At 67.1% G+C, this 15938-nt stretch carries 18 protein-coding genes and 1 tRNA gene; 10 read left to right on the top strand and 9 right to left on the bottom strand.

All coding sequences use genetic code 11. The features are described from left to right. Positions 1–2: 2 nt before the first annotated feature. On the top strand, positions 3–473 hold the full coding sequence (locus AB4079_RS10520) for a peroxiredoxin (protein ID WP_441787245.1): 471 nt from the start codon (positions 3–5) through the stop codon (positions 471–473). Between the two features lie 139 nt (positions 474–612). Further along, a tRNA-Val gene (locus AB4079_RS10515) sits at positions 613–685 on the top strand. Positions 686–798: 113 nt separating this feature from the next. On the opposite strand, the gene AB4079_RS10510 is transcribed toward AB4079_RS10515, so the two are convergent. Next, the gene (locus AB4079_RS10510; protein ID WP_441787244.1) at positions 799–1875 is read right to left on the bottom strand and encodes a hypothetical protein; all 1077 of its coding nucleotides are present in this window, start codon (positions 1873–1875) and stop codon (positions 799–801) included. Between the two features lie 626 nt (positions 1876–2501). Further along, complete coding sequence (locus AB4079_RS10505) at positions 2502–3137, bottom strand: TetR/AcrR family transcriptional regulator (RefSeq protein ID WP_441787243.1); 636 nt, start codon at positions 3135–3137, stop codon at positions 2502–2504. Positions 3138–3235: 98 nt separating this feature from the next. Here AB4079_RS10505 and AB4079_RS10500 point away from each other — a divergent pair, with 98 nt between their 5' ends. The 6 genes from AB4079_RS10500 to AB4079_RS10475 all read left to right on the top strand — a co-directional run bounded on the left by AB4079_RS10500 (position 3236) and on the right by AB4079_RS10475 (position 10351). Continuing rightward, on the top strand, positions 3236–4573 hold the full coding sequence (locus tag AB4079_RS10500; protein WP_441787242.1) for an MFS transporter: 1338 nt from the start codon (positions 3236–3238) through the stop codon (positions 4571–4573). A 55-nt stretch (positions 4574–4628) separates the two neighbouring features. After that, complete coding sequence (locus tag AB4079_RS10495; RefSeq protein WP_441787241.1) at positions 4629–6917, top strand: glycoside hydrolase family 3 C-terminal domain-containing protein; 2289 nt, start codon at positions 4629–4631, stop codon at positions 6915–6917. An 80-nt stretch (positions 6918–6997) separates the two neighbouring features. Beyond that, complete coding sequence (locus AB4079_RS10490) at positions 6998–7753, top strand: DUF1295 domain-containing protein (protein ID WP_441787240.1); 756 nt, start codon at positions 6998–7000, stop codon at positions 7751–7753. Positions 7754–7822: 69 nt separating this feature from the next. Next, positions 7823–8902 carry a zinc-ribbon domain-containing protein gene (locus AB4079_RS10485; RefSeq protein ID WP_441787239.1) on the top strand — a complete coding sequence of 360 codons (1080 nt, stop codon included), beginning with the start codon at positions 7823–7825 and terminating at the stop codon, positions 8900–8902. Positions 8903–8980: 78 nt separating this feature from the next. Beyond that, a complete protein-coding gene (locus AB4079_RS10480; protein ID WP_441787238.1) occupies positions 8981–9409 on the top strand; it encodes a VOC family protein in 429 nt (142 codons plus the stop codon). Between the two features lie 99 nt (positions 9410–9508). Beyond that, positions 9509–10351, top strand: coding sequence for a class II glutamine amidotransferase (locus tag AB4079_RS10475; protein WP_441787237.1), 843 nt, complete (start codon positions 9509–9511; stop codon positions 10349–10351). Positions 10352–10375: 24 nt separating this feature from the next. On the opposite strand, the gene AB4079_RS10470 is transcribed toward AB4079_RS10475, so the two are convergent. Then, entirely contained in the window at positions 10376–10864 is a 489-nt protein-coding gene (locus tag AB4079_RS10470; RefSeq protein WP_441787236.1) for an FBP domain-containing protein, read from the bottom strand. 304 nt (positions 10865–11168) lie between these two features. Between AB4079_RS10470 and AB4079_RS10465 the strand changes: the two genes are divergently transcribed. After that, a complete protein-coding gene (locus AB4079_RS10465; protein WP_441787235.1) occupies positions 11169–11558 on the top strand; it encodes a RidA family protein in 390 nt (129 codons plus the stop codon). Between the two features lie 6 nt (positions 11559–11564). Here the strand turns inward: AB4079_RS10465 and AB4079_RS10460 are convergent, their stop codons facing one another. Beyond that, positions 11565–11831, bottom strand: a complete 267-nt coding sequence (locus tag AB4079_RS10460) for a hypothetical protein (protein ID WP_441787234.1) — start codon at positions 11829–11831, stop codon at positions 11565–11567. Positions 11832–12032: 201 nt separating this feature from the next. On the opposite strand from AB4079_RS10460, the gene AB4079_RS10455 reads away from it, so the two are divergent. Then, positions 12033–12395, top strand: a complete 363-nt coding sequence (locus AB4079_RS10455; RefSeq protein ID WP_441787233.1) for a YciI family protein — start codon at positions 12033–12035, stop codon at positions 12393–12395. Between the two features lie 217 nt (positions 12396–12612). Here AB4079_RS10455 and AB4079_RS10450 read toward each other — a convergent pair whose 3' ends face one another. The 5 genes from AB4079_RS10450 to AB4079_RS10430 all read right to left on the bottom strand — a co-directional run bounded on the left by AB4079_RS10450 (position 12613) and on the right by AB4079_RS10430 (position 15907). Beyond that, positions 12613–13377, bottom strand: a complete 765-nt coding sequence (locus tag AB4079_RS10450) for an ABC transporter permease (RefSeq protein ID WP_441787232.1) — start codon at positions 13375–13377, stop codon at positions 12613–12615. Further along, positions 13374–14189 carry an ABC transporter ATP-binding protein gene (locus tag AB4079_RS10445; RefSeq protein WP_441787231.1) on the bottom strand — a complete coding sequence of 272 codons (816 nt, stop codon included), beginning with the start codon at positions 14187–14189 and terminating at the stop codon, positions 13374–13376. Before AB4079_RS10445 ends, AB4079_RS10450 begins: the two co-directional genes overlap by 4 nt. Beyond that, entirely contained in the window at positions 14186–14563 is a 378-nt protein-coding gene (locus AB4079_RS10440) for a DUF1048 domain-containing protein (RefSeq protein ID WP_441787230.1), read from the bottom strand. Before AB4079_RS10440 ends, AB4079_RS10445 begins: the two co-directional genes overlap by 4 nt. Positions 14564–14565: 2 nt before the next feature. After that, positions 14566–14925 carry a PadR family transcriptional regulator gene (locus AB4079_RS10435; protein ID WP_441787229.1) on the bottom strand — a complete coding sequence of 120 codons (360 nt, stop codon included), beginning with the start codon at positions 14923–14925 and terminating at the stop codon, positions 14566–14568. Between the two features lie 115 nt (positions 14926–15040). Further along, on the bottom strand, positions 15041–15907 hold the full coding sequence (locus AB4079_RS10430; RefSeq protein ID WP_441787228.1) for a cytochrome c oxidase assembly protein: 867 nt from the start codon (positions 15905–15907) through the stop codon (positions 15041–15043). Between the last annotated feature and the right edge of the window lie 31 nt (positions 15908–15938).

Below are 15938 nucleotides of genomic sequence, written 5' to 3'. Positions count from 1 at the left end.
CCATGGCCCTCGAGAACGACACGCTCGCCCCCGACTTCGAACTACTGAACCAGTACGGCGAGACCGTTCGGCTGAGCGACTTCCGTGGCCGCAAAGCCGTCGCGATCGTCTTCTTCCCGCTGGCGTTCTCCGGCACCTGCACCGGCGAGCTGTGCGCGCTGCGCGACAACCTCGGCCTGTTCGAGGACCACCGGGTGGAACTGCTCGGCGTCTCCGTCGACTCCAAGTACACGCTGCGGGCCTGGGCGGAGCAGGAGGGCTACACGTTCTCGCTGCTGGCCGACTTCTGGCCGCACGGCGACATCGCCAAGGAGTACGGCGTGTTCCTGCCCGAGAAGGGCTTCGCGAACCGCGCGACGTTCCTCGTCGACGAGCGCGGCATCATCCGCGCATCGTTCATCACCGCCCCCGGCGAGGCGCGCTCGATCGAGTCGTACCGCGCGGCGCTGGACCGCCTGCCCGCCCACGTCTGACCCCGTCCGGCGTTGCCGCCGTCGGGACGGGAGGAGTTCCGCGCTCCGTGGGGCGACTTCCTCCTCCGTTCCTCGTATCGGCTCGGCGCGTCGCCCTGAAACCCCTCCCTTTCCGACCGGCTAGGCTGGACGGCATCCAGGGCCTTTAGCTCAGCTGGTAGAGCGCCACGTTTACACCGTGGATGTCGTCGGTTCGATCCCGGCAGGGCCCACACCAAGAGCGCAGGTTTCTGCTTGGAGATGAACAGATCGCGCAGAGATCAGACACCCGTAATGCGCTTCTATTGGGTCAAGATAGGTTTCTGGCTACACGGTGACGGACGAACTAGATATTGGGTTCGAGGAATCCAACGAGGTCTATGTGGGTGCTTGAAATCGTCGCAAACGCATCATGATAGAACTTCGAGCGCGGGAAGGTACGGACGCGCGACACTGACTCGTTGACGAGGCTGTAAGACCCCCGCTCAGTAATTAGCCCCACGCCCTCGAACTGCTCCATCAGAAAACCGGCGCGAAGACGATGCGTAAGAAGGGTGCTTTCCGCCAGATCGGGTCGGACAGCGTTGCGGCGATATCGTGTGCTGATCTTCGCTTTTGTCACAGCGTTGGGATCCGTGTACAGACTCACGACTTTGTACCTGCCCGCGTTGCGAACAAGCAGCTGGTTATTCGAATTGCCAACCACCTTGAAATCCGCGGCTGTTTCGTCATGGTCCAGAGCTCCTGCAAGCTGTTCGTCAATAGTTGCGGGGGCCTCATATCCGTCGATGACAGTCTCGTCGTAAGTCGCGGCCTCCGACGTACGCCGTCTCGCGGTTTGTGTACGAATCAAAGTTGGCGCAACTTCGCCCGTGTAATTCAGAACACTGTAGTTGGCAAACGATACGCGCCTCGAGTAGTCGTCGATCTGAGAGGGCGCGACGACTGCATCTTCGATCCACCCTTCGCCCGATCCGAGGTTTATCTGTCGTTGGAACGCCCCGCGGTCAGCGCCCGAAGCGACCAGCCGACCACCTAGGGTGTCGACGTTCAACACCCTGAAATCGAGGAGCTGAAGTTGCGGATTGAACGAAGAGGAAAAGTGCTCGCCGGGAAGCACGCTTTCAAATAACCCAGATTCCGTGCACGTGTAGAGTCGGTTGCCGTACACCGCGCAATCAAGCGCGTAGCCGGGTATGCGGTCAGTTCTTACCTCTCTGAGAAACTTGTCGATAGGCACCGTAACCGTGGCCGAAGCGGCATCGTCAAGGCACTCAAAAATTCCACTGCGCGCGCCCGCAATTCGCAGCAATCGCGTGAAAGGCTCGGAGTACTTCCAGTCGTTTCGGAATATGAGGTAGTCGTAAGCCAGTCCGACCTGTGTTCCCGCTTGCATCCGGACGGACGCCTGAATCGCCTCCACCGGGACTAAGAAGATGTTCCCGTCCTGGGACCACAGCAGGAGCTGTCCCCTGTAAAGCCATGCGTCCCGCCAACGCCCTGGGATGCGTACGGTAGCACTCTGAATTTTGTCGCTCACAATATCCCACGCCGAAGTTTGTCTTCGACTTGGTCGTTGATTCGGCCCGATTGGCGCCACCCAGAAATTATTTCTGCAGGTGGCATGTGTCGCGACTGCCCCGGTGATGAGGCCCCAACGGGATAACCATGCCACGGCACGGTCGGATTAGTAGCACCTTGAAAAAAAGCCAGCCGTTCGTTGCGAGTCCCCAGCACACGCTTCGCGCCTTTTGATATGTACCACACGCCGTCGCGGTCAACGTCAGCCAAGGTCTGAGCCGCGCAAAATGTGTGGCACTCGCTCGGGCGATCGATGGCCCATATTGACTTCTTGGACTGTCGCGATGATCCTCGATGATGCGCATGGCACATGTAGATATCGCCAGAGCAGGAAACATAGTGATGTGATCCCCCGTCTGTATGACTGTACCGGCATGACTTGGTTGGCAAATTAATAGACCTCCCGAACTAGTTCATACTGCTAGCTGTGGGACCAGTTGTCACGCCCTCCCATGGGGGGCACGAGAGCTACCTGGCTCCTATGCAGTCGGACTGGTTGGTCCCTGGCCGTGCTATTCCCACCTCGAGCAGGTCGAAGACCGCATCCACCGCGGCCGCCATGTCGACCGACGGGTCCTGGAGCCACTGCAGCTGAAGGCCGTCGGAGACCGCCTGCACGATCCGGGCGAGCGTCTCCGGGTCGACTCCTGCGGCGGGGCCGCCGCTCTGCTGCTCACGGGCGAAGACGCCGGTGAACATCTCGCGCAGGCGGGCGCTCCGCTCGACGAAGTACTCGTGCGCGGGATGCTCGGCGTCACCGGCCTCAACGGCGAGGCGCGAGAACAGCTGCACCAGCCCGGGAACCTCGGAGTTGTGGCGGACGATGCCGACGAAACCCTCGCGCAGTCGCTCGCGGGTCACCTCTTCGTCGATGTCGCCGAACCGGCGGGAGTCGACCTCGTCGCGCTTGCGGAGGATCGCCGTGAAGAGCTCGTCCTTGCTGTCGAAGTAGTGGAGGAGCCCGGCCTGACTGAGCCCGACCGCCTCTGCCAGTTCCTTGACCGACGCCCCGCGGTAGCCCTCGCGGGCGATGACGTCCAGAGCGCGCTCGAGGATCTCCTCGCGCTTCGCCACGCCTTTCGCATATGCCCCTCGTCGTGCCATGTCCCGAGGATAAACCGAACAGCGCTTGATTTCTGAAAACCGAGTGTCGTAAGGTTTTCCCACCATCCACGGTGGATGGTGAGAGGACCCCTTCGACAATGACGTCTGACACCTCCGTCCCGACCGGCGACCCGACCGCCGAACACATCGAACCCATCGAACCCATCGCCCCCATCACCACGAACACCTTCGTCGGCACCGCCTCCGGCAACGACGACCCGCCCGCTCCGATCCGCGGCCTCCGCCGCCTGATGGTGTGGATCATCCCCGCCAACCTCGGCATCTACTTCATCTGGGGAGCCCTGCCGGGCATCCTCCTCCCGCAGCAGATCACGGTTCTCTTCGGCCAGAAGGATCAGGTGGCCAACTTGGCGATCGTTGCGACCATCGGGGCCTTCGCGGCCATGGTGGCGCAGCCGATCGCCGGGCGGATCTCCGACCGTACGCGATCACGCTTCGGGCGGCGAGCGCCGTGGATCCTGATCGGCTCGCTGGCCGGCGGCCTGTCGCTGATCGGGCTGGCTTTCGCGAACTCGCTCCTCGGAGTCATCATCGCGTGGACGCTCGTCCAGATCAGCTACAACATCGCGCAGGGTCCGCTGACGGCCGTGATGCCGGACCGTGTGCCGGTGAAGCGCCGCGGCACCTTCGCCGCACTGTCCGGGATCGGACTCATGGTGGGAGCGCTCGGCGGCTCGATCATCGGTGCGATGTTCTTCAACAGCATCACCGTCGGCTACGTGTTCTTCGCACTGTTCTCGCTGGCGGTGCTGACCCTCTTCGTGGTGATGAATCCGGATTACTCCAGCACGAAGCTGGAGCGCGAGCCGTTCACCTTCGTCGAGTTCCTGAAGACATTCTGGGTCAACCCGGTCGCGCATCCCGACTTCTTCTGGGCGTTCACCGGCCGTCTGCTCCTCTACACCGGCTACTTCGCGGTGACGGGGTACCAGCTGTACCTGCTCAGCAACTACTTCCACGTGGCGCACCCGGAGCAGGTCATCCCGTTGCTCGGCCTGTTGAGCCTGGTCGGCATCATCATCTCGACCGTCGTAGCAGGGCCGCTCTCCGATCGCATCGGACGACGCAAGCCGTTCGTCTTCGCGTCGGCAGCGGTGGTCAGTCTCGCCTTCCTGCTGCCCTGGCTCTGGCCCGCCCTGACCGCCTGGGTGATCATGACAGTCGTCTCGGGCTTCGGGTTCGGGATGTTCCAGGCCGTCGACACGGCGCTGATGAGCGAGGTGCTCCCGTCGGCGAAGTCGTTCGCGAAGGACCTCGGCGTCGTCAACATCGCGGCCACCCTGCCGCAGACGCTCGCCCCTGGCGTCGCCGGTGCCATCATCCTGGCGTTCGGCTACAGCGCGCTCTTCCCTGTCGCCATCGTCCTCGGCATTCTGGGGGCACTGGCCGTCTGGCCCATCAAGGCGACCCGCTGACCTCCGCCCCACCAACGACATCCACGACTTCCACGACTTCCACGAAAGGAAACACATGACCGACACCACAACGACCGCGGTCGGCGCCGACCTGTCCACCCTCTCCCTCGAGGAGAAGGCGTCGCTGGTCAGCGGCGAGAGCTTCTGGCGCACCAAGGCGGTCGGCGACATCCCCTCCGTGATGCTCACCGACGGCCCGCACGGTCTGCGCAAGCAGCGGGAGGGCGGGGACCATCTCGGGCTCGGCGACAGCGTCCCCGCGACCTGCTTCCCGCCGGCCGTGGCACTCGGGTCGTCCTGGGACGTCGAACTGGCCGAGCGAATCGGAGCGGCGCTCGGTGTCGAGTCGTCCATCGAAGACGTTGCCGTCATCCTCGGCCCCGGCATCAACATCAAGCGCTCACCGCTGTGCGGCCGCAACTTCGAGTACCTCAGCGAGGACCCGATCGTCTCCGGCGTGCTCGGCGCGGGTCTCGTGCGCGGCATCCAGTCGCAGGGAGTCGGCGCATCCCTCAAGCACTTCGCGGCGAACAACCAGGAGGACGATCGGATGCGTTCCTCCTCCGACGTCGACCCGCGACCGTTGCGCGAGATCTACCTGCGTGGCTTCCAGCGTGTCGTGGAGGACGCGCAGCCGCACACGGTCATGTGCTCCTACAACCGCATCAACGGGGTGTTCGCCTCCGAGAACCGGTGGCTGCTGACGGACGTGCTGCGCGGGGAGTGGGGCTTCGAGGGACTGGTCGTATCCGACTGGGGCGCGGTGAACGACCGGGTCGCGGCCCTCCGCGCCGGGCTCGACCTCGAGATGCCGGGCAACGGCGGCCAGACCGACGCTCAGGTCGTGGCGGCGGTGTCCGACGGGACCCTCGACGAAGCGGTGCTGGATGCGTCGGCCCAGCGCAACGCGGACCTCGCCGTCCGCTGGGCGGCCACCCCGCGGGTCGAGGGACCGCTCGACGTGGACGCCCACCACGCCCTGGCGCGGGAGGCGGCCGCACGGTCGATCGTGCTGCTGAAGAACGACCCGCCGAGGGGTGCGGCCGAGCAGTTGCTCCCGCTCCGCCCCGGCCAGTCGATCGCCGTGATCGGCGCCTTCGCCGAGAAGCCGCGGTACCAGGGTGCAGGCTCGTCGATGATCCGGCCCACGCGGTTGGATGACGCACTCACGTCGATCCGCGCCGTCGCCGACGATGTCGCGTACGCGCCGGGCTTCTCGCTCGCAGCCGACGTCTCGTCGGAGGAGACCGCTCGGCTGCACGGGGAGGCGCTCTCGGCCGCATCCGCCGCCGATGTCGTCGTCGTGTTCGCCGGCCTGCCCGCGCGGCTCGAGTCGGAGGGCTACGACCGGACGGACATCGACCTTCCGGCCGACCAGCTGGCTCTCATCGATGCCGTCGTCGCCGCCAACCCGCGCACGGTCGTGGTGCTGTCCAACGGGGGAGTGGTCGCGCTGCCGTTCGCCGGCGACATCCCGGCCATCGTCGAGGCCTGGCTGCTCGGGCAGGCGGGCGGATCGGCCACAGCCGCCGTGCTCTTCGGCGCGGTCAGCCCGTCGGGCAAGCTGACGGAGACCATCCCGTACCGGCTCGAGGACAGCCCGGCGTTCCTCAACTTCGGGGGCGAAGAGGGCCACGTCCGTTACGGCGAGGGACTCTTCGTCGGCTACCGCTGGTACGACGCCCGACGGATGGACGTGGCCTTCCCGTTCGGCCACGGACTGTCTTACACGTCATACGGCTACGGCAGCGCGACGGCCGCGGTGACCCCGGATGGCGACGTGGAGGTGCGGGTGACCGTCACAAACACCGGCGACCGCGACGGCCGCGAGGTCGTGCAGGTCTACACCTCGCTGCCCGAGTCCAGCGTGCAAAGAGCGCCGCGGGAGCTCAAGGCTTTCGCGTCGGTGCAACTGGCGGCGGGGGAGTCGCGCGAAGTGACCGTCACCGTGCGTCGCGCCGACCTCGCCTACTGGGACGTGCGGGCGGAGCGCTGGGTCGTCGAAGGCGGCGACTATGTCGTGGAGGTCGGAGCGTCGAGCCGCGACCTCCGGACGGCGACGACGGTCGCCGTCGCCGGGGACGACCTCCGCCTCCCGCTTACACGCGAATCCTCCCTGGCCGAGGTGATGGCGCATCCCGTCGCCGGTCCGATGGTGCAGGCAGCGCTGGCCGGCATGTCGCAGATGATGGAAGGCGCGTCCGGGATCATGCCCGAGGGGGTATCGATGGACAAGATGCTGGGGTCGTTCCCGATCGGCCGCATCGGGATGCTGGCCGGCGGCCAGGTCACGCCGGACATGATCGACGGGCTGATCGCGGCAGCGAACGCGTCACAGCAGTAGGGCCATCGAGAGGACGAGACACGCCGTTATGCGCATCCCATAACGGCGTGTCGCGTCCCATGGATCGCTAGCCTGGCCGCATGCCCGAGGGACCGTACCGCTGGTTCGTGTACGCCGAGCTGGCGCTTGCCGCCGTCACGTTCGTCGCGCTGCTCTTCATCGTGGCGCCGTACGGCGGGCGTCACGGGCGCGGGGGATGGGGTCCGACCGTGCCTGCACGCGTCGGCTGGGTGGTCATGGAGGCGCCCGCGTCCATCCTGTTCGTCGTCTTCTACCTGCTGGGCACCCACCGGTTCGACGCGGTCCCGCTGCTGTTCCTGGCGATCTGGCTGGTGCACTACGTCTACCGGGCGTTCGTCTACCCGTTCCTGATGCGGTCGGGGTCGCGGATGCCGGTGCTCGTGATGGCGCTGGCGATCGTCTTCAACCTGCTCAACGCCTGGGTGAATGCGCGCTGGATCTCTGAGTACGGTAGCTATCCGGTCGCCTGGCTCGCCGATCCCCGGTTCTGGATCGGCCTGGCATTGTTCGCTGCCGGCCTCACGCTGAACATGCGCTCGGACCGCACGCTGCGCCGCCTGCGGGGAGACGGCTCGGGCGGCTACCGCATCCCGCGGGGCGGTGGATTCCGGTACGTCTCGAGCCCGAACTACCTCGGCGAGATGGTGGAGTGGACGGGGTGGGCCATCGCGACCTGGTCGCTGGCCGGTGCGGCGTTCGCGCTGTACACGGTCGCCAACCTGGCGCCGCGAGCGGTGTCCAACCACCGCTGGTACCGGGACACGTTCGCCGACTACCCGCCGGAGAGGCGCGCGCTGATCCCGTTCGTGCTCTGAGGGCCGCTGCGGCCCTCTCCCGATGACGGTGGTCGTGCCTACGCTGTCCTCGAAGAGAAGGGATGCGCTGTGCCGGAGAGCGTCGAGCAGTGGTGGGCGCGCCGCCAGTGGTCGAAGGGCGAAGCCGTGCCGTACCCCGTCGGCCGCTACCGGAGCGACTGGGAGCGGTACCCGGTGCTGATCCGGCAGTACCATCCCGACCTCAATCACGGCATCACGCTGACGCAGGTGCCGCCCGCGGCCGACGTGTACCTGGTGTGGGAGTGCGACTCCGGCCACCGCTTCGTCGCGACTCCGGGGGAGCAGCGCGCCCGGCCCGCCGGTACGCGACGGCGCTCGGTGTGGTGCCCGCAGTGCGCAGAGGCCGCGGCTCCCCGCCCGGTGCGTGCACCCGAATCCGAACCTGAACCCGATGCGGGGATGCATCGGTGCGGGCACGCGCGCGACCCGCGGAGGATCGAGGCCGACCCCGACGACGACCGCTGCTACCTGTGCCGCCGGCTCGACAGCGAGGCGCTGACGCGTGAGCAGCTGGTGACCATGGCGGCGCCGGGGTCGCGGGTGGCCGTGTCGGCGGAGAACGGCACGACGGGGAAGTACTCGTGGCAGTGCGATGCCGGGCATCCGTCGTTTCAGGCGAGCATCGAGCACATCCTGGGCGGGCGGAGGTGCCCGATCTGCCGGCACGCGCGCGCGGGCGCCGACCGCGTGCCGGTCGGGGAGGCGTTCGTCAGCCGGTGGGCGCCGGCGCCGGCATCGGCCGCGGAGCCGGAGCTGAAACGGCGGCTGGCGGCGCGGCTCGATGTCGATCTGGGCAAGAACGCGGTGCGCGTGGCGAAGCCCTTCCACACGCACCTGGAGGTCTGGCCGGACATCCTGATCCCTGAGTTGAAGGTCGCGATCGAGTACGACACGACGGGGCGGCATGGTCTGGAGCATGTCGGACCGCGCGAGACGTCGGATCGGCGCAAAGATCGGCTGCTCCGCGCTGTCGGGTGGGAGGTGGTACGCGTCCGAGCGGGCAAACTGCAGCCGATCGGGCCGTACGACGTCGCTGCGGGCTCCGTCACGGAGGCCCTGGTGGACCGCATCCTGGCCCGGCTGGGGGAGATCCGCGGGGAACTCTTCGTCGCCGCGTATCGTCGATAAGGCTCTGGTGAGCAGACCACGCCGGTGGCTACGCTGGGCGGCGAACGTGCATCCACAAGCTCTCCCGAGGAGGACACCATGCCGTCGATCCTGAACCCGTACCTGAACTTCCGCGCCTCCGCGCGCGAGGCGATGGACTTCTACCAGTCGGTGTTCGGCGGTGAGGTGCAGCGCAGCACGTTCGCCGAGTTCCAGATGGCGCAAGACCCCGCCGACAACGACCTGATCATGCACTCGCAGCTCACCAGCCCCGGGGGCTTCACCATCATGGCCGCGGACGTACCCGCGCACATGGAGCTCAACGAGGGTTCGAACATCTCCATCTCGCTGAGCGGCGACGACGAAGCGGAGCTCACCGGCTACTACGAGAAGCTGATCGACGGCGGCACGGTGATCGAGCCGCTCTCCAAGGCGCCGTGGGGCGACAGCTTCGGCATGGCGGTCGATCGCTTCGGCGTCCAGTGGCTGGTCAACATCGCCGGAGCGTCTCAGGAGGCGGCAGGCTGACAGCCGGCCGCGGCGGACGCCTCAGCTCCTGTATTCCCGCCGGGCGCCGGAGCGGGCTATGGTTCAGCCGTTCGCATCCGGAACCTCGAGGAGATCGTCATGTGCCGTTGGCTCGCATACACGGGGGAGGCGCTGAAACCCTCCGAACTCATCCTGGACACCCAGCACTCCCTGGTCGCCCAATCGCTCAATTCACCGCTCGGCACCGAGACCGTGAACGGTGACGGCTTCGGCTTCGGCTGGTATCCGGAAGACTCGAGCAACGGCAACCGTCCCGCCCTCTTCCACAGCATCGAGCCGGCCTGGAACGACGAGAACCTGCGTGAACTGACCAGTTCCATCGCCAGCCCGCTGTTCTTCGGGCACGTGCGCGCGGCGGCCGGGCCGCCCATCCAGCAGTCGAACTGCCACCCGTTCCGTCACGAGAACTGGCTGTTCATGCACAACGGGTTCCTCGACGGGTTCCTCGCGATGAAGCGCGACCTCGTGCTCGCTATCGACGAGTCGCTGTTCCCGCTGATTCACGGGACGACCGACAGCGAGGTCCTGTTCTACCTGGCCATCACGCTCGGTCTGCAGGACGACCCCGTGGCCGGGCTGGGACGGGCGATCGCGATGGTGGAGTCGGTCGGCGAGCGCAAAGGAATCCAGTTCCCGATGCAGGGGACGATCGCGGTCTCCGATGGGCACACGCTCTGGGCGTTCCGGTACTCGACCTCGCACAGGACCCGCAGCCTTTACCACTCGACCGCCATCCCCGAGCTCCGCGAGCTGTACCCGGACGCCGCGCGGCTGCAGGTGTTCGGCGACAATGCCAAGGTCGTCGTCTCCGAACCGCTCACCGATCTGCCTGGCGCCTTCACCGAGGTCCAGGAGTCGACGGTCGCCATCCTGGACGACAACGGCTACCACCACGAACCCTTCCTGGAGCAGGCGGCCTGAGCGACCGCCCGCTCCCCGGTCGGGTCAGTCGCCGTCCTGCACCCTGCGGACGAACGCCTGGACGTGCTCCCGGAGGGCGTCCATCCGCTGCTGCCTCGCGGCCTCGACGTCGAAACCGATGTACGCCGTCGGCGGGCGCTTGCGGACATTCGCCGAGCACTGGAACTCGGCGCAGACGAGCGTCCCGAGCGTATTGCCGTTGCGCCCGGCCTTTCCGGCGCGCTTGGCGATGAAGAAGACGACGTCGTTGGGGAGGTGCACGTCGTCGCACCAGGAGCACTGCGGTCGGGACCGCATGCGACCGTCGGCCTGACGGAGGAGCACGCCGACGGGGACCCCGTCGATCTGGGCGACGACGTACCCGACCGCGGGCTGCTTGCGGTCGCGCCAGCCGAGGTAGTCGATGTCGTCCCAGCGTACCTGCGCGAGATCGGGGAGGGTGAGCTCCTTGCGCTCGCGCTGGGACGCGTTGACGAAGGAGCTACGGAGCTGTTGTTCGGTAAGAGGAAGCATGAGGAACGCCTGACTGTCGTGAACCGATCGCGAGCGGACGGATCGTCCGCGGAACCGTCGCCGGGCATGCCGAAGCGACGGGCGCGTGCCCTCGGGCGCGCGGAAATCACCGAGAAGTGGTCAGCGCACTCTCGCGCCGGCGCTGTGCGCGCCGACGACCTCCAGACGCCCGGTTGCCGCGAAGGCGGCGGGCTGCGAGATGAGCGGGTTCACCGTTCCACCCTAACCCGGATGCGATTGCGCCGAAGTCGGCCGATGTCGGTGGTCCGGCGCAGACTGAGCGCCAAGCGAGAGGGGACACACGATGACCGGAGTACCGACACCCGTCGACCCGCCACAGCTCTACCGCAGCCCCGCGTTCGCCCAGGGCATGATCCTGCCCGAGGGTCCCGTCCTGTTCGTCGGCGGTCAGAACGGGGTGGATGCGGAAGGCGCGCTGCTCGACGGACTGGGCGCACAGACCGAGCAGGCGCTGCGCAACCTGCTCGCGGTCCTGGCCGAAGCGGGCAGCGGGCCGGAGTACGTGGCGAAGCTCACCATCCACCTCGCGCCCGGGATGGATCCGAGCGAGGGCTACGCCGCAACCCGAACGGTGTGGGGCGATCACCGCACCGCGGTCACGGTGCTCGCGGTGGCACCCGCCCGCCCTGGGGCGCTGGTCGAGATCGACGCGGTGGCAGCGGTACCCCGCTGACCGCAGTCACTCGTCGCGGGTGTCCGGACCGTCGAACTCGCTGAGCTCCTCGACGACCGCCTCACCCTCGGCGCCGCTGTCGTCGCGGCCGCCGTCGTCGGCAGCTTCATCGCCCGTCGGACCCGTTCGGAAGGCACCCGTGCCCTCGTCGAGCGTTCCCTCGCCGTCGGGGTAGCCCGCGTCGTCCGGGTACTCGCCGTCGCGCAGGCCTCCGTCGCGCAGGCCTCCGTCGGCCCCTCCGTCCCCGGTGCCGCCCTTCTCTGCGTCCATCATCTCGCTCCTCCTCTGATCCGTCCCCGGCATCATCCACCCGCGGGGCCCGGCGGGCGAGCCTTCGGCACGAATGTCGTCCTCGCCGACGTGGGACTCCACATTCAGCACGACTGTCAGAGCGATGCGCGCCGCTGTCGATCCTGCGGGCTTCCGTTCGACGTGTGAACAGGAGATGATCCTCGACAAACAGGAGGCAGCACGATGACCGAGTACATGATCCTGATCCAGGGCGACCCGAAGCGGTGGAATGCGATGACCGACGCCGAGCGGGCGGAGATCGACGCCGCTCACGGCGAGTTCCGGCGGCAGGCGGGCGACGCCATCCGTGCCGCGGGCGAGCTGCAGGGCCCGGGCGCCGCCGTGACCGTCCGGCGCGGTGAGGGCGGTGAGCCCATCACGGTGGACGGACCCTTCACCGAGGCGAAGGAGGTCGTCGGCGGGTTCTACGTGCTCGATGTGCCCGAACGGGAGGCGGCGATCGCGCTCGCTTCGCTGCTGGCGGAAGCCCGCCACGACCACAGCGGTGTGCAGGTTCAGCCGCTGGTCGACCACAGTGCGGGGTAGGTGGTTCCCCCGGGATGCCGTTCCGTTCGCGTCGGGTTGAGACGTCTTCGCTTACGAATTCGTTTCCGCGTCTGGTCCGGCATCCCCGGGCGAAGACAACGCTAAGCGAAGCGACCCCGTGTCCTCAATTGTGAGGACAGGAAACCGTCAACAGTTGACGGGTCCCGGACGGCACGTCGCCCGCCTCCTCAGGGAGACGGGCGACGTGCCGGTCGCGTCAGTTGAAGCGGCGGCGGTACTTCGCGATCGCGAACGCGTAGGCGACGATCAGGATGCCGACCAGCCAGGCGAGTGCGACCCAGATGTCCGAGCCCACCGGCTGCTGCGCGAACAGCGCCCGGGTGGTGTCCACGATGGAGGTGACCGGCTGGTTCTCCGCGAACCAGGCGACCGGAGCCGGCATCGAGTCCGTCGGCACGAAGGCGGAGCTGATGAACGGCAGGAAGATGAGCGGGTAGCTGAACGCGCTCGCGCCATCCACCGACTTCGCCGACAGACCGGCGAGCACCGCGATCCAGGTCAGCGCGAGGGTGAAGAGGATCAGGATGCCCGCGACCGCGAGCCACACGGCGACGGATGCACCGGTTCGGAATCCCATGATCAGGGCGACGCCGATCACCAGCGCGACCGAGACCAGGTTCGCCACCAGCGAGGTGAGCACGTGCGCCCACAGCACCGACGACCGGGCGATCGGCATCGACTGGAAACGCTCGAAGATCCCGCCCTGCAGGTCGAGGAACAGCCGGTACGACGTGTACGCGACGCCCGAGGCGATGGTGATGAGGAGGATGCCCGGAAGCATGTAGTCGATGTACGACTGGTTCGACCCGATCCGGATGGCCCCGCCCAGCACGTACACGAAGAGCAGCATCAGGGCGATCGGGGTGACCGCGGTGGTGATGATCGTGTCCGGACTGCGGAGGATGTGGCGCAGCGACCTGACCGTGAGGGTGCGCGTGTCGCTGAGGACGTAGGTGCTCATCGGAGTTCCCTTTCTGTCTCGGCGCCGCCGCCGCTGCCGGCGTCGCCGCTTTCGTCGCCGACGAGGGCGAGGAAGACCTCTTCGAGGGTGGGCTGCTTCTCCACGTACTCGACCGTGGCAGAGGGGAGGAGCCGCTTCAGCTCGGCGAGGGTGCCGTTCTGGATGATGGTGCCCTTGTGCAGGATCGCGATGCGGTCCGCCAGTTGCTCGGCCTCGTCGAGGTACTGCGTGGTGAGGAGGACGGTCGTCCCGGTGCGGGCCAGTTCCGTGATGGTCTGCCACACCTCGATGCGCGCCTGCGGGTCGAGGCCGGTGGTCGGCTCGTCGAGGAAGATGACCGGCGGCTCGCCGATCAGGCTCATCGCGATGTCGAGCCGGCGCCGCATCCCACCGGAGTAGGTGCCCGCTTTCCGGTCGCCCGCATCGGTGAGAGAGAAGCGGGCGAGCATCCGGTCGGCGATCTCGCCCGGCGCTTTCAGGTGGCGGAGCTTCGCGACCAGGAGGAGGTTCTCCCGCCCGGTCAGCACTTCGTCGACCGCGGCGAACTGGCCGGTCAGGCTCAGCGACTTCCGCACCGACGCCGGGTCCGAAGCGACCCCGTGGCCGTGGACGCTGGCGTTGCCGCCGTCAGCCTTCAGCAGGGTCGAGAGGATGCGGACGAGCGTCGTCTTGCCGGCCCCGTTGGAGCCGAGGAGGGCGAAGATCGTCCCGGGAGCGACCTCGAAATCGACGCCCCGAAGGACCTCCAACTCACCGAACGACTTGGTGATGCCCTGTACCCGGATGGCCGGGTCGAGGGTCGTGGTGCTCATGATCGTCCCTCCTTCTCGTCGTCGACGGCTGCGTCGATCGCCTTCGTCAGGCGGTCGCGCTCCTTGTCCATCCAGCGCTTGCCGGTGTAGGCCTCGGCGAACGATTCGGCGAACTCGGCGGGGTTGTCGCCGACGATCTCGCGGATCGGTGTTCCGTCGGTCGCCGCGCGCTCCCAGAGGTCGGCGAAGTCGCTGAACATCGTGACCAGCACATCCCCGTCGACCAGGCCGCCGCGGTACAGGAAGTACCGGTGGAGGGCCTTGCCGGAACTGCGGTACGGCTCGGGCAGGGCGTCCATGCGCGCGACATACTGCCGGTACTGCTTCTTCTGCTCGAGAGACCCGGTGAGCATCTCGATCCATTTCGCTGCCATGATCAGTCGTTCCCTTCGGTGCTGCTGCCGTCGTTGCCGTTGCTGTCGTGGAGGTGTTCGATCCGCTGGGAGAGGAAGCCCCACGTCTTCCAGAACTCCGCGAGTTGCTCCCGACCCTGGTCGTTGAGCGTGTAGACCTTGCGCGGCGGTCCCTTCTCGGACGGCACCTTGGTGACGTCGACGAACCCCCGCTGCTCGATCCGGACGAGGAGCGCGTACACCGTGCCCTCGACGAGATCGGTGAAGCCCTGGTCCCGTAGCCGTGACGTGATCTCGGATCCGTACGCCGGCCGGCCGGCGAGGATCGCCAGGACCATGCCTTCCAGAGTGCCCTTCAGCATCTCCGTCATCTGGTTGCCCATCCGGGTCACCTCCTACTCAGTGATGTTGACTACCAGTAGAAAGTATCACTGAGTACCGGTACTTAGCAACACCGATTACAGAGAATTCTCCGACGCTGCGACCGGGGGAGGGGAGTCAGCTGCGCTGACCGAGGTGCTGGCGGGTCAGTTCGTCCATCTCCTCGTCGGTGAGCTCGTCGAGGCGCTTGCCTTCGCGCCGATCGAGCCGCATCCACCGGACGAAGAGGAAGACGAGCACGGGCACATCCGCGATCTCAGCGATGAACCAGAGGAAGTCCCCGGAGAGGTGCTGATCGTGCAGGGGAGTAGGGAACCACAGCGGCAGCCGTCCGACGATGGCCGGGGCGTGGTCGAGCACGCCGTCGTTCAGCCGGAGCAGCAGGCCGGGAATCGCATCCAGCAGCAGCTCGACGAACGCGAGGAGGAACTCCACCGTGATGAAGAAGGCCGTGCGCACTACCGAGTGCGCGGCGATCGGCAGCACCAGCAGGAGGCCGCACAGGGGCGCCAGGACGGAGATCGTCCATTCGGAAGCGGGGGAGTCCCGCAGGATCGCCGACACCGGTGTGAGGAATACCAGGAAGACCACACAGGCGAAGGCCGGCGCGAAGATGGCGTTGCCGAACACGCGGGCCGGCCAGGAACGCGTCGCGCGGTCGACGCGGCGCCGCCCGGCGGGACCGAGGGCGACGCGGGCCAGCGCGATCGGGCGCCCCAGGCTCACGAGCCCGGGCACGACGAACAGCAGCATCGCGATGCGCGTGGTGAACGCCCATCGGAGGTCGGTGCTCTCGGCACCGAGGAAGCCGAAGGAGACGACCGCGTACGACCCGAGCCCGAGCACGAGGTAGGCGAGGGTGAGCCGGAGCGGCCAGGTGTGCCCGCGTGCGCGCAAGCGGACGACACCCAACACGTAGAGCGCGGCAGCGACGGCCAGCACGACGCCCGCCGCGGGGTCGAAGGACCACGTGCTGAGGAACACGGACAGAGGTGGCGTGGTCGGCTCCAGTCGC

The organism is Leifsonia sp. 2MCAF36 (genome assembly GCF_052115525.1).
Lineage (GTDB): Bacteria > Actinomycetota > Actinomycetes > Actinomycetales > Microbacteriaceae > Leifsonia.
Note: the sequence above shows the minus strand (reverse complement) of the source record. Positions and strands in the feature narration are given on the sequence as shown.